We start from the raw sequence: 13,652 nt of genomic DNA, 5'->3' as shown, positions 1-13,652 counted from the left end.
AGGTCCATGAGCGGCCACCACGACCACGATCATCATCACGACAACCACTTCACCCCAATCGAAGCGCGGGTGAGAGCGCTGGAATCGCTGATGGTCGCGAAAGGTTATGTCGATCCCGGCGCGCTCGACGCCATCGTCGAGACCTATGAAACCAAGGTCGGGCCGCGCAACGGCGCCCGCGTCGTCGCGAAGGCCTGGACGGACCCGGACTATGCGGCGCGGCTGAAGGCGGATGGCACGGCGGCCGTCGCCGAACTCGGCTATGGCGGGCGCGGCGGCGAGCACATTGTCGCCTGCTTCAACACGCCGGAAGAGCATAACCTGATCGTCTGCACCTTGTGCTCCTGCTATCCGTGGCCGGTGCTCGGCCTGCCGCCGGTCTGGTACAAATCGCCGCCCTACCGGGCCAAGGCCGTGATCGATCCGCGCGGTACGCTGGCCGATTTCGGCGTGACGCTGCCGGAGGGTCAGCGCATCCGCGTCTGGGACTCGACCGCCGAGACCCGCTTCATCGTCATCCCCATGCGCCCGGCCGGCACCGAGGGCTGGTCGGAGGAAAGGCTCGCTTCCATCGTCAACCGCGACGCGATGATCGGCACCGGGCTGCCGCGCGTGGAGGACGCATCATGAATGGCGGGCAGGATCTCGGCGGGCAGATGGGCTTCGGCCCGGTGAGCCCCGAGCCGAATGAGCCGATCTTCCACGCCGATTGGGAGAAGCGCGTGCTCGCGATCAATGTCGCGGCCGGTGCCATGGGCGCCTGGACGATCGACGGCATTCGCGCCGCCCGCGAGAGCCTGCCGCCGGCACAGTACCTCTCCTCTTCCTATTACGAGATCTGGCTCGCCGGGCTCGACAAGGTGCTCGTCCAGCACGGCTTCCTGACGCCGGAGGAACTCCAGCAAGGCAAACCTCTCGCGCCCGCCAAGACGCCGAAGCGCGTCCTCAAGGGGGAGGAGGTCGAAGGCGTCCTGCGCCGCGGCTTCCCCTATGAGCGCGAGGCGCAGTCGCCCGCGAAATTCGCGGTCGGCGACAAGGTCCGCACCCTGGTGATGCACCCGACGCACCACACCCGCCTGCCGCGCTACGCCCGCGGCAAGGAAGGCGTGATCGAGCGCGTGACCGGCTGCCATGTCTTCCCGGATACCGGTTCGCAAGGCCTGCCGGAGACCGCGCAGTGGCTCTACACCGTCGTCTTCACCAGCCCGGAACTCTGGGGCCGCGACGCCGACCCGACATCGACGGTCTCGATCGAGGCCTGGGAGAGCTATCTTGAGCCGGCCTGACACTGACCTCGCGACCGCGCTCGCCGCCGACACGCCGATCCCGCGCGATGCGGAGGGGCCGGTCTTCGCCGAGCCCTGGCAGGCGATGGTCTTCGCGCTGGTGGTGGAACTTCAGAACCGGGGCGTATTCACGGCGGATGAATGGGCACAGGCGCTCGGCGCCGAAATCCGCGAAGCGGTCGCCGCCGGCGGCTGCCGCGACGGCTCGGATTACTACGAGCGCTGGTGCGAGGCGCTGGAGCACCTGCTCATCGCCAAGGGGCTCGCCTCGCATGACGGCGTCGACGCGCTGGCGGCCTCATGGGCGCGCGCCGCCGAGGCGACGCCGCATGGCAAGCCGATCCTGCTGGAGAACGATCCGCAGCGCGGTTGAGCGCTGCCTGCTTAGGCCACCCCGAGCGACAGCAGATCGTGCACATGCACGAGCCCGACCGGGCGCTCTTCGGCATCGGCCACGATCAGCGCGGTGATGCGCAGCCGGTTGACCATCTCCAGCGCCTCGCCGGCCAGGGCGTCGGGGGCGATGCGGCGCGGATTCGGGCTCATCACGTCGCGGGCGCGCTGGGCCAGGCTGCCGCCGATGAGCTTGCGGCGCAGATCGCCATCAGTGACCACGCCCGCGAGCTTGCCGTCGAGATCGACCACGATCGCGCAGCCGAAATTCTTCGCCGAGATCATCGCGATCACGTCGGGCGCCGCCGCATCCAGGCCGACCACCGGCAACGCCGCGCCGCGATGCATGATGGTTTCGACCGTCTTGAGCTGCGCGCCGAGCTTGCCGCCAGGGTGGTAGACGAAGAAATCCTGACGCGAGAAGCCGCGCGCCTCCAGCAAGGCCACCGCCAGCGCATCGCCTAGCGCGATCTGCATGGTCGTCGACGTTGTCGGCGCAAGCCCGTTGGGGCAGGCCTCCTGCGCCTTTGGCAGGGTCAGCGTCACATCAGCCTCGCGGCCGAGCGCGCTGTCGGCATTGGCGGTGATGCCGATCAGTCCGACGCGGAAACGCCGCGTATGGGCAACCATGGCCGCAAGTTCCGCTGTCTCGCCTGACCAGGACAGCGCGATGACGACATCATCGGGCTGGACCATGCCGAGATCGCCATGGCTGGCCTCGGCCGCATGGACGAAATGGGCGGGCGTTCCGGTCGAGGCTAAGGTCGCCGCGATCTTGCGGCCGACAAGGCCGGATTTGCCCATGCCAGAGACGACGACGCGCCCGCCCGCCGCCTGGATCATCGCGACCGCAGCGCCGAAGGGCTCGCCCAGGCCATTGGCCAGGGCGTCGTGAAGGGTATCGAGGCCGGCACGCTCGGTCGCGATGGTGCGGAGCGCGGAAGCGCGGATATCGGCTGTCATGCCGCGCGCTCTAGCACAGTCCGCGCCGCGTTTTCCACCGCCATGGCGAGCGGGCGGCGCCGGCGCTCATGCGTTCGAAGGATGCCGCGGGCCTCGCGGCCACGCTAGCGTCGGCTTCGGAGGCGCGTTGCCCGTTCGCGCGAGCCTGGGCGACACATGCGATGGAGATCGTGCGATGCCGCTGACGCCGAAGGAATATCTCGACCGCTACACCTCGATCGTCGTCAAGCACCCGCTCAACGGGACGCAGGTCACGACCAGTCTGACCGGCTACGGCTCGGGCTGGGGGCCGGAGCCGGGCTGCAACCGCAAGACCATCGGCCCGAAGGCGCAGAAAGAGTTCTTCGCCCTGAAGACCGCGCTGCAGAAGCACCTCAGCGGCGGCGGCAAGGTCAAGCCGCTGCCCAAGGAAATCTATTTCAAGGAGCGGCCGCTCGGAAACATCCCGGCATTGGAAGCTTTCTACCCGATCACGCTGATCAACAGCTATGTCGGCAAGGGCAGCCCGGACGAAATCCGCGACACCTTGCGGCTCGCCATCGCGCTGGGCCGCATCGGCGGCAGCCGCGACGTGGCGGGCCAGGCCGCCGGCGCCTCGACCGTCGCCGAATACATGGAACGATTCCTCACGCTCGACTGCAACGGGCTCGTCGGCAATTATTACGGGTTGAGCGGCATCCCGAACATCTCGGTCGGCAGCTACGCGGTCGCCGGCCGGCGGCGCAAGACGATGAACGACGTGCGCCAGGGTGACTGCGTCGTCACGCACAGCAAGAGCCGCCCCTATGAGCACATTGCGCTGGTCGAACTCTGGCAGGTGACCGAGAACGTCCCAACCAAAGACATGAAGGGGACCGTCTTCGCCAAGCTCGTCGAATGGGGCCAGGCCGGCGGCGAGGAGAAGCATTACACCGGCGCCGCCGCGAAGACGATCAAGGTCGGTCCGGGGCCTGAGAAGACTTGGGGCGTCGGCTTCGACGGAGCCAACGGCACCTATCGCTACGTCTTCGCGCCGCCGCCCTCCTTTTCCGAGCACAATGGCTGGCCCGACTAGGGGCCGAACCCGAGCGTCGACGCCGGTTCATTGACGCGCCGTTAACCGAGTTCGTTCTAACTCCGTTAACCATGCGCGTCCTCCCGGGCGCGCCAGAGCTCATGCTTTGGAGCGACGAGAGCCTCGTGTCCTGCCGCGTACCGACCCTGTTGCTGACCGGCGTCACCGCGGCGAGCCTCGCGCTCGCCGCGACCGCCGTCCAGGCCCAGCAGGCGCCCCGCGTCGGATTGCGCTCGTCGGTTCCCGTCTATGTCGCCCAGCAGTCGGCGCCGGAGCAGCCCGCCGCGAACCCGCTCTCGGCAATGCCCGCCTCGGTGCGCGACCCCGCGGCGCTGATCCAGGACCAGGCCTCGACGATCTCGCGCCGCGCCCCGCCGAATGCGAGCCGGCCGGTGCGCGCGACGTCCGTGCGCGGCGTCACCCAGCGCCAGTTCCGGCCTCCGCAGCCGACGGTGACCGGCCTGCCGCCGGCTCCTCCTCCACCGCCTCCGCCGCCGCGCCGTCGCGCCGGCGCTGAGGAAGACCCCTATGCGCCGCTCGGCCTGCGGCTGGGCAATGTCGTGCTGAAGCCGGCAATCACCAGCGGCATCGGCTACGACACCAATCCGCAGCGCAGCGCCGGTCCTGACCGAAAGGGTTCGCCCTTCAGCCGGACCGACGGCGAACTCGAGATCCAGTCGGACTGGAACGTCCATGAGCTCAAGGGCAAGCTGCGCGGCGGCTACAGCTCCTATTTCCGCAATCCCGAGGCCTCGCGCCCCGATGGCGAGGGCAATCTCGACCTGCGGCTGGATGCCTCGCGCGACACACGCATCCTGTTCGAATCGCGCATGAAGCTCGATACGCAGCGGCCGGGTTCGCCTGATCTCAACGCGCCGGTCATTGGCCGCCCGCTCGTCTATCAATATGGCGGATCGGCCGGCGTGACGCATGACTTCAACCGCCTGCAGATGACCCTGCGCGGCTCGGTCGATCGCAGCGACTATGAGGACGCGGAACTGGCCAGCGGCGCGATCCTGAGCCAGAAGGACCGCAACCAGACCCAGTACGGCCTGCGCCTGCGAGCGGCCTACGAAGTGACGCCCGGCTTCAAGCCCTTCATCCAGGGCGAGGTCGACACGCGCGAATTCGACCAGGCGGTCGATTCGAACGGCTATCGGCGCTCTTCCGACGGCGCCACGGGGCGCATCGGCTCGACCTTCGAGATCAGCCGCCAACTCACCGGCGAGATCTCGGGCGGCTATCAGAACCGCAAATACGACGACACTCGCCTGCGCAACCTCAAGGGCTATGTCGGCGATGCCGCGATCCTGTGGTCGCCGACGCCGCTGACCACGGTGACGTTGCGAGGCACCTCCGAACTCGGCGACACCACCATCGCGGGCTCGTCCGGCACCCGCGCCCACCGCGCCACGCTCGAGATCGCCCATGCGCTGCGCCGCAACCTGATCATCACCGGCATCGCCAGCTTCGGCCGCACCGAATATGACGGCCAGGACCTGCGCGAGGACTTCTCCAGCCTCGGCGCCCGCGTCGAATACAAGCTGACGCGGACCTTCTCGGTGCGCGCGAGCTTCACCCATGAACGCCTGAACTCGACGGCGCAGGGTTCCGACTATACGGCGAACGTCGCACAGGTGGGCCTGCGAGTGCAGTTCTGATCGAGCTTACCTAAACCCCATATGCGGTCATCCCGGACAAGCGGCTTTAGCCGCGCCGATCCGGGATCCATTCCGGAACTTCTCCGACAAGCGCTCGGGGATGGGATCCCGGGTCTCCGCTTCGCTCCGCCCAGGATGACAGCGCATTTTGAAGGTGGGAAAACGCCCTATTCCATTCCCTCCAGCTCGATGATCAGCCCCTCGATCATCGAGAGCCCGATCTGCCAGAAGCCGGGATCTTTCGCATCGAGCCCGAAAGGTGCCAGCAACTCGGAATAGGGCTTGCTGCCGCCCGCCGAAAGCAGGGCGAAGTAGCGCTCCTGGAAGCCCTCTGCCGCATTCTGGTAGACGCCGTAGAGCGAGTTCACCAGACAATCCCCGAAGGCATAGGCGTAGACATAGAAAGGCGAATGGATGAAGTGCGGGATGTAGCACCAGAACGGCTCGTAGCCGGGTCCAAGCCGGATCGCCGGCCCCAGGCTCTCGGCCTGCACGCTCATCCAGAGCTCGCACAGCGCCTCGGCCGTCAGTTCGCCGCTCTTTCGAGTCTCATGCACCTTCCGCTCGAAGGAATAGAACGCGATCTGGCGCACCACCGTGTTGATCATGTCCTCGACCTTGGCCGCCAGCATCGCCTTGCGCTGCTTCGGATCGCTCGTGCCGTCGAGCAGGCGGCGGAAGGTCAGCATCTCCCCGAAGACGCTCGCCGTCTCGGCCAGCGTCAGCGGCGTCGGCGCCATCAGCGCGCCATTCGGCGCCGCCAGCACCTGATGCACGCCATGGCCGAGTTCATGGGCGAGCGTCATCACGTCGCGCGGCTTGCCCTGGTAGTTGACCAGCACATAGGGGTGGGCGGACGGCACCGTCGGATGCGCGAATGCGCCCGGCGCCTTGCCGGGCCGGGCCGGCGCATCGATCCATTTCTCGTCGAAGAAGCGCCGGGCGATGCCCGCCATCTCCGGTGAGAAGGCGCCATAGGCGTCGAGCACCGTGTCGCGCGCCTCCGTCCACGGGATCGTGCGCTGCTCGACCTGCGGCAGCGGTGCATTACGGTCCCAGAAATCCAGCTCCTCACGGCCGAACCATTTCGCCTTGAGTTTGTAGTAGCGGTGCGACAGCCGCGGATAGGCCTCACGCACGGCGGAAACCAGTGCATCCACGACCTCGCGCTCGACGCGATTGGCGAGATGGCGCGAATCCGCGACGTCCTCGAACTTGCGCCAGCGATCGGAGATTTCCTTGTCCTTGGCGAGCGTGTTGGTGATGAGCGCGAAGGTGCGCAGATGCGCGCGGAAGACCTCGCTCAGCGCCTCGGCCGCGGCCTTGCGCACGCCGCCATCGGCATCTTGCAGCTTGTTCAGTGTCAGTTCGAGCGTCAGCTCCTCGTCGCCGAACCTGAAGCGCAACGAAGCGATGGTCTCGTCGAAGAGCCGGTTCCAGGCCGCATGACCGGTCATCGACTTCTCGTGGAAAAGGGCTTCGATCCGATCCTCGAGCTGATGCGGCTTGTCCTTGGCCAGATCCTCGATCCAGGGCTTCCAGTGCGACAGCGGCGCCTGCGCCACGATGCGCGCCAGCCGTTCGGGCTCGATCCGGTTGAGTTCGAGCTCGAAGAACAGGAGTTCGGTCACTGCCGCGTTCAGCCGGTCCTGCGTGTCGCCATAGAACTTGGCGCGCTGCGGATCGGTGGTGTCGCCGGCATAGACGAGGCCCGCATAGGCGCCGATCCGGCCGAGCAGGTCGCTGAGCTTCTCGAAGGACCCGACGGCCTCGGCCAGCAAGGTGCTGGCATCGTCGTGCTCGGCCAGCGTCGCGAGCTTGCCGCGATAGAGCGAGGCGAAGCCCTGCGCCTGGGTCATCGCGCCATCGAGATCGGCTTTCAGGGCGGCTGAATCCATCGACGGGTAGAGATGGCTGAGATCCCATTCCGGCAAGGGGCCGAGCGCCTTTGCAGTGGCGGCCTTGGCCGTGCGGGCCGCGGCCGTTTCGGCGGGCTTTGCGCGCATCACCCCGTCAAACGCAATCGTCATCTCTGAATCACCTCGCAGGATCGGGCCGGCTCTACACTCATATGCGCGGGGCAGGTGGCGCGATCAACGCTGGTGTGAGGCTGTCGGCGTCGCAGCCGGTCGCGCCTCGCTTAAGCACCGCTTAACCGTTCTGGCCGAGGATGCCCCAGAACGAAACAGCGATTCCGCTGCTGGTCGTTTTTCAGCATCCCACTGCCCGACTACCGAGGTGCCATGACCGCCACCGTCCTCGTCGTCGACGACGATCCCGTCCAGCGACGCCTGCTAGACGCCATGCTCCGGCGTTCCGGCTACGACGTCGTCACCGCCGAAACCGGCCAGGACGCGCTCCGACAGCTTTCCGGGCCGGAGGGCGAACGCTTCGACGCGATCGTCCTCGACCTCGTCATGCCCGAGCTCGACGGCATGGGCGTGCTGGCCGCCCTGCGTGAACGCGGCATCGACACGCCCGTGATCGTGCAGACGGCGAACGGCTCGATCGAAACCGTGGTGCAGGCGATGCGCGCCGGCGCGGTCGATTTCGTCGTCAAGCCGGTCGGGGCCGAGCGACTGCAGATCTCGCTGAAGAACGCGCTCAAGCTCGGCGCGCTCGAACATGAACTGCGCCACATCAAGCGACGCGCCGCCAACACGCTCGGCTTCCGGGACCTCGCCACCAAGAGCGCCGACATGGCCCGCGTCGTACGCCTCGCCGAGCGCGCCGCGAAGTCGAACATCCCGATCCTGGTCGAAGGCGAATCCGGTGTCGGCAAGGAGGTCCTGGCCCGCGCGATCCAGGGCTCCAGCGACCGCAAGGGCAAGCCCTTCGTCACCGTGAACTGCGGCGCGATCCCGCACAACCTCGTCGAATCGATCCTGTTCGGCCATGAGAAAGGGTCCTTCACCGGCGCGACCGAGCGCCATGTCGGCAAATTCGTCGAGGCCAATGGCGGCACCCTCTTCCTCGACGAAGTCGGCGAACTCCCGCTCGACGCGCAGGTCAAGCTGCTGCGCGCCATCCAGGAGGGCGAGGTCGATCCGGTCGGCGGCAAGAAATCGGTGCGCGTCGACATCCGCATCATCTCGGCGACGAACAAGAGCCTGCTCGACCAGGTCAAGGCGGGCGAGTTCCGCGAGGACCTCTATTACCGGCTGAACGTCTTCCCGATCACGCTGCCGCCGCTGCGCCAGCGCCGCGAGGACATCCCGGATCTCGCGCGCGGCTTTCTCGCCCGCTTCGCCGCCGAGGAGGGCAAGAAGCTGCGCGGCATCTCCGCCGAGGCGCTGTCCCTGATCGGCGGCTATGACTGGCCGGGCAATGTCCGCCAGCTCGAAAACGCGATGTTCCGTGCCGTGGTGCTGGCCGATGGCGACGAATTGACCGTCGCCGAGTTCCCGCAGATCGCGGCGCAGATGGACGGCTTCGACATCCGCATCCCGCCGGCGCCCGCGCCGCTCGGGCCGGCGGAAGCCCGCAACGACACGCCGCGCATCATCCAGATGCCCGTGCGCGACCCCAATGCGCTCGACCTCGTCGAAGGCTCCGACATGCGCAAGCTCGACGACCTCGAGCGCGACATCATCAAATTCGCGCTGGGCCATTATCGCGGCCACATGTCCGAGATTTCGCGCAAGCTCGGCATCGGCCGCTCGACGCTCTACCGCAAGCTCAAGGATTACGGGCTGATCGAGGCGGAAGCCGGCGCGGATGAAACCGATGCGGCCTGAGCCGCGACCAACCGATTGCAGCAGCATGTTGCGCCGCCGCATCTTGTCGAAACAGGCCGAGTCACGCAGGAATGCGGCACTCGGCAGAATTCAGGGATAGCGACCATGCGTCGTCGCCAATGGGCGAATCTGGCTTGCGTCTCGGCTCTGGCGCTCTCACTCGGATGCACTGCCGCCCTCGCCGAAAGTGGCGCCACCACCGACCCGACGCTGGGCATCCCGCTGCCGGAACAGCCTGCCCTCGTCATTCTGGACCATGAAAGGCCCGCGGTCGCACAGCCGCAGGCCAGCGCCGAGGCCGCTCCAGGCGCTTCAGGAAGCACCGTCTCCGAAACCGCCAGCGTCCCCGACGCCGAACCCGGCATGGTGACCGGCGCGGTGACGCCCTCCGCCCAGCCTCATGGCAGCCTCGTCACTCCGGAAACGCCATCCACTCCGGCAGCGGCCGACGAACCGATGACGCTCGACATCCCAGAGATCGAGCTTCCGCCAGCCGATCCCGCATTGATTCCGGCGATCAAGCCCCAAGGCTGGCCCGAAACCGCACCCGCACCTTTGCGTTCGGCCGAGCCGCTGATCGCACCGCCCGACCTGCCGAAGGTCGTGGTCGAGCTGCCCCCAACCTCAGCATTCGCAGCCGACATCACCGCCCGAGCAGCCGAGGCGCTGGCGTTGCCGCGCCTGAGCGAGCGCGAGCGCGCCGATATCCTCGCCGCCTATGAGGCGAACGGCAACAAGCCGCTCTGGATCGACGGCAAGGGCTGGAGCGAGGCCGGCAAGCGCCTGACGGCCAGGCTCGGCCGCGCCGCCGAGGATGGCCTGCGACCGACCGACTATCCTCTGCCGGCCTTCGAGGCCAGCGACAAGGGCAGCCTCGCGGAAGCCGATGTCAGGCTTTCCGCGCTGGCCGTGCTCTATGCCCGCGATGCGCGCGGCGCCCGCGTCGACCCCCGTCGACTTTCGAAGCTGCTGACGCCGACGCTCTATCTGCCGTCGGCCACAGAGGTGCTGTCGGAGCTGAGCGGCGCCGGCGATCCCGGCGCGGTGCTCGCTGCCTACAATCCGCCCCATGAAGGCTACCGCCGCCTCAAGGCCAAGCTCGCCGAACTGCGCGAACATATCGACGACACCCCGCTGGTGCGTATTCCCGCCGGTCCGGCCCTGAAGCTCGGCATGCGTGACGACCGCGTACCGCTTGTGCGCGCCCGGCTCGGTCTCGGCCCGACAGAGGAGCCGGTCTTCGACCGCTCGACGGCGACCGCTCTCGCTGCCTTCCAGAAGCAGGCCGGCCTGCCCGCCAACGGCATCCTCAGCCCGCAGACGCTGGCCGCGCTCGGCACGCCGGCGCGGGCCCGCGGCGAGCAGGACATCGTCGCCCAGATGGAGCGCTGGCGCTGGCTGCCGGCCGATCTTGGTACCGACCACATCATGGTCAATGTTCCGGAATTCCGCGTCCGCGTCATCCGCCACGACCGGATCGTCCACGAGACACGCGCCATCGTCGGCAAGCCCGAGACCGCCACGCCCATCTTCTCGCACAAGATGGACCATGTGATCGTCAACCCGTCCTGGTATGTGCCACCCTCGATCCTGAAGAAGGAGTTCGTTCCGGGGCTGGCAGCCGATCCGGAATACGCGGCCAAGCGCGGCTATGTCGTGACGCGCACCAAGGGTGGCGGCATTTCGGTGCGCCAGCCGCCGGGCGAGCGCAACGCGCTCGGCTGGATCAAGTTCATGTTCCCGAACGAGCATTCGGTCTATCTGCACGACACGCCCAACCGCCGGCTCTTCGCCAATGAGCGGCGTGCCTTCAGCCATGGCTGCGTGCGCGTCGACAACCCGTTCCTGCTGGCCGACCAGGTGCTCGGTGCGGAATGGACGCATGAGCGGCTGAAGCGCCTGATCGGCTCGGGCGAGCGTCGTATCAACCTGCCGCTGCCGCTGCCGATTCACCTCGTCTACAACACCCACGTCGTTGGTGCGGATGGCAAGCTGATCACCTTCGACGATCTTTACGGCTTCCATCGCATGGTCAGGCAGGCACTCGAACAGCGCAGCTGATCCCTCTGGCTGATATATGGGCACCGTTTCGCCACGATCCCCAGCTAGCCAGCAAGCTGCAAAAAATGATGGCACGCCGATCCTCGGCTTGCTAACCAATCGTTAACGCTTCTCCGCAACTGTTCGTTCACGTTCATTCGCGCCGCTCAGCCGGGGCATCGAGACGGGTCAGGCAGATTGGGCAGGTCAAACGCCACGCTTTCGGGACGGCTCGCGTCGCGCTCGAAGCCGGTAGTTCTTCGGGCGCTGACCCTGGGGGTCGCGGCTGGCGCCTTGCTGCTCGGCGTACGCGGCACGCAGGATGCCGTCGCCAATGGCGACACCCGCACGCTCACCATCCGGCACATGCACACCAAGGAGGAGACGACCGTCACCTTCAAGCGTGACGGCCGCTACATCTCCGAAGCGCTGGAGAAGCTCAACTGGGCGCTCCGCGACTGGCGCACCGACGAGCCGATCCGAATGGATCCGCGCCTGTTCGACGTCGCCTGGGAAGTCCAGCGCATGGTCGGCTCCGAACAGCCTTTCCATGTCGTCTCCGCCTATCGCTCGCCCGGCACCAATTCGATGCTCCGGCGCCGTTCGAGCGCCGTCGCCAAGCACAGCCAGCACATGCTCGGCAAGGCGATGGATTTCTATCTGCCGGACACGCCCACCGCCCGCATCCGCGAGGCCGGCATGCGGCTCCAGCGCGGTGGCGTCGGCTTCTATCCCGGCGCCCACACCCCCTTCGTGCATCTCGACGCGGGCTCGGTGCGCTCCTGGCCGCGCATGACGCGCGACCAGCTCGCGCGTCTGTTCCCCGACGAGAAGACCGTCCATCTCCCCGCGGACGGCCAACCCATGGGCGGCTACGAGCTGGCAAAGGCCGAAATCCTGGCTGGCGGCGGCTCCGTCGCCGGCTACGCTGCGGCCGATCTCGACGAGGGCGCGGTGATCTCTTCGGGTCGCAAGAGCCTCTGGGCAGCTCTCTTCGGCGGCGACGAGGAAGAGGCCGACGCCCGCCCGACCCGCGGCCGGCGCGGCGCGCCGCGGCCCCAGCCTGCCGTCATGGCCTATGCCAATAGCGGCTATGTCGACAGTAACTCCTCGGATGGTGGCCGCTTCGCCGTGGCTTCCGTTGCGCCCGCGCCCACGCGCTCGCTCGCACAGGAACGCGCCGAGCGGCTGGCGCCCCGTGCGCCCGAACCGCCGGCAGCCCAGGCCGTCGTGCCTGTCAATGTCGCAGCAGCCCCTCCCCCGCAGGAGAGCCGGCCTTCGCTGATCGACGCTCCGATCCCGCTCGCGCGCCCGCGCGGCCTGACCCTGCCGCAGCCGCCGAGCGAAGGCGCAGTCCAGGTCGCGGCGCTTCCCGGATCCGGCGGCGCGCTCGCCTTCGCGCAACAGCCGGCGCTCACCGATCAGAAGCTGATCCTCGCGGCCCTGCCGCCGCGCCGGCCGGACGGAGTCGCGGCCCTGACCGAAGCCGTGATCGCTGGCCGGCCGACCAACGCACCCTTGCCGCCGACGCGGCCCACAGCCCTCGCACAGTTCGCCCTGGCGGGCAGTTCGACCCCGCTCGCGCCGACCGGATTGCGCGGCTCCGAGGCCGCCGCCCAGCCCGCCATGCCGGAAGGCCGTCTCGTCACCGTGACCCACCCGCTGCCGCCCAGCCGTCCACATGGCGGCGGCGTGACGGTGGCAGCCGCCGCGCCAACCCGTCCGACGCCGGCGCCGACGCCGATCGTGGCGCAATATGACGCGGACCGTTCCGGCCTCGATTCCCTGTTCGCAGCAGTGGCGCGTACGCCCGCTCCGGCCGGTACGAGCGTCACGGTCGCGACCGCCCGCGCCAGAACGACCGCGCCGGCAATAGCCCCGATCGCGGGTCCGAGCCCGGCTGCCGCGCTCGGCTTCAGCCATGCCGAACCGAGCGACGCCAGGACCGGCTCCTTTAGCGGCCCGGCCGTCCGCGCGCTGCCTACCAACTTCGTTCAGAACTGAACCGACCGCCGCCCGCGTTAACGGATTGGCGACCCGGCTCGCGCCACACTGCCGGCGATTCGTCAGCAGTGAGAGTGACATGGGACAGGTTCTGCAGTTTCGACTGCCGCAAGTGCGGAAAGAGGCCCCGGTCGGCCTCGCGCTCGATCTGCTGTCGGCCGTGGATTTTGCGCTACGCGACCTGACCGATATCGGCAACCACGTCACCCTCGAAGCCGTGCGCGAACAGGCCGCCGCCTGCCGCGAAATGCTGGAAGCCGCCTATCTCGCCGAATGCGAACGCGGCTGACACCACCAGCTCGGCGCATTCGCTGATCGACCGCGCCGCATCGCCCAAGCCGGCGCAGTCTGCCGCGCATTCTTGCAAGGCCTGTCGAAGCGAGACCTGTCGAACGACGGCCGTCTGATCGACGGCTTTGCCGCACGCGACCGCGCCCCCCGCGGCGAGCAGGCCGAAGCGCGCGCCCCCATACTCGAGATCGCTTTCCGCCTCTGACAGCGCGCCCGCGCGGCT

General features: G+C 67.9%; 11 protein-coding genes. 9 read left to right on the top strand and 2 right to left on the bottom strand.

The window, feature by feature from the left end; translation table 11 throughout:
• The first annotated feature begins 6 nt into the window (after positions 1-6).
• The 3 genes from nthA to AC1RMY_RS21925 are packed head-to-tail and all read left to right on the top strand — an operon-like array spanning position 7 to position 1,659.
• Positions 7-630: a nitrile hydratase subunit alpha gene (gene nthA, locus AC1RMY_RS21935; RefSeq protein WP_492868136.1), complete on the top strand. Its 624-nt coding sequence runs from the start codon at positions 7-9 to the stop codon at positions 628-630.
• A complete protein-coding gene (gene nthB, locus AC1RMY_RS21930; protein WP_492868134.1) occupies positions 627-1,286 on the top strand; it encodes a nitrile hydratase subunit beta in 660 nt (219 codons plus the stop codon). Before nthA ends, nthB begins: the two co-directional genes overlap by 4 nt.
• A complete protein-coding gene (locus AC1RMY_RS21925; protein WP_492868132.1) occupies positions 1,273-1,659 on the top strand; it encodes a nitrile hydratase accessory protein in 387 nt (128 codons plus the stop codon). The genes nthB and AC1RMY_RS21925 overlap by 14 nt, the downstream gene beginning before the upstream one ends.
• 11 nt (positions 1,660-1,670) lie before the next feature.
• Here AC1RMY_RS21925 and AC1RMY_RS21920 read toward each other — a convergent pair whose 3' ends face one another.
• The gene (locus AC1RMY_RS21920) at positions 1,671-2,642 is read right to left on the bottom strand and encodes a KpsF/GutQ family sugar-phosphate isomerase (RefSeq protein ID WP_492868130.1); all 972 of its coding nucleotides are present in this window, start codon (positions 2,640-2,642) and stop codon (positions 1,671-1,673) included.
• Between the two features lie 175 nt (positions 2,643-2,817).
• On the opposite strand from AC1RMY_RS21920, the gene AC1RMY_RS21915 reads away from it, so the two are divergent.
• Both AC1RMY_RS21915 and AC1RMY_RS21910 read left to right on the top strand, forming a co-directional pair.
• Positions 2,818-3,696, top strand: a complete 879-nt coding sequence (locus AC1RMY_RS21915; RefSeq protein ID WP_492868128.1) for a hypothetical protein — start codon at positions 2,818-2,820, stop codon at positions 3,694-3,696.
• Positions 3,697-3,797: 101 nt separating this feature from the next.
• Entirely contained in the window at positions 3,798-5,357 is a 1,560-nt protein-coding gene (locus AC1RMY_RS21910) for an outer membrane beta-barrel protein (RefSeq protein WP_492868126.1), read from the top strand.
• A 167-nt stretch (positions 5,358-5,524) separates the two neighbouring features.
• On the opposite strand, the gene AC1RMY_RS21905 is transcribed toward AC1RMY_RS21910, so the two are convergent.
• Entirely contained in the window at positions 5,525-7,387 is a 1,863-nt protein-coding gene (locus AC1RMY_RS21905) for a M3 family oligoendopeptidase (RefSeq protein WP_492868124.1), read from the bottom strand.
• A gap of 213 nt (positions 7,388-7,600) precedes the next feature.
• Between AC1RMY_RS21905 and AC1RMY_RS21900 the strand changes: the two genes are divergently transcribed.
• The 4 genes from AC1RMY_RS21900 (at position 7,601) to AC1RMY_RS21885 (ending at position 13,427) form a co-directional block, all read left to right on the top strand.
• Positions 7,601-9,094, top strand: coding sequence for a sigma-54-dependent transcriptional regulator (locus tag AC1RMY_RS21900; RefSeq protein WP_492868122.1), 1,494 nt, complete (start codon positions 7,601-7,603; stop codon positions 9,092-9,094).
• Positions 9,095-9,199: 105 nt separating this feature from the next.
• Positions 9,200-11,155 carry a L,D-transpeptidase family protein gene (locus AC1RMY_RS21895; RefSeq protein WP_492868120.1) on the top strand — a complete coding sequence of 652 codons (1,956 nt, stop codon included), beginning with the start codon at positions 9,200-9,202 and terminating at the stop codon, positions 11,153-11,155.
• Between the two features lie 273 nt (positions 11,156-11,428).
• Positions 11,429-13,138 carry a peptidoglycan L,D-endopeptidase MepK gene (locus AC1RMY_RS21890; protein ID WP_492868118.1) on the top strand — a complete coding sequence of 570 codons (1,710 nt, stop codon included), beginning with the start codon at positions 11,429-11,431 and terminating at the stop codon, positions 13,136-13,138.
• A gap of 79 nt (positions 13,139-13,217) precedes the next feature.
• The gene (locus tag AC1RMY_RS21885; protein ID WP_492868116.1) at positions 13,218-13,427 is read left to right on the top strand and encodes a hypothetical protein; all 210 of its coding nucleotides are present in this window, start codon (positions 13,218-13,220) and stop codon (positions 13,425-13,427) included.
• The last annotated feature ends 225 nt before the right edge of the window (positions 13,428-13,652 follow it).

The organism is Allobosea sp. GW822-FHT03F07 (assembly GCF_058801345.1).
This window is presented reverse-complemented; position numbering and strand designations above follow the sequence as displayed.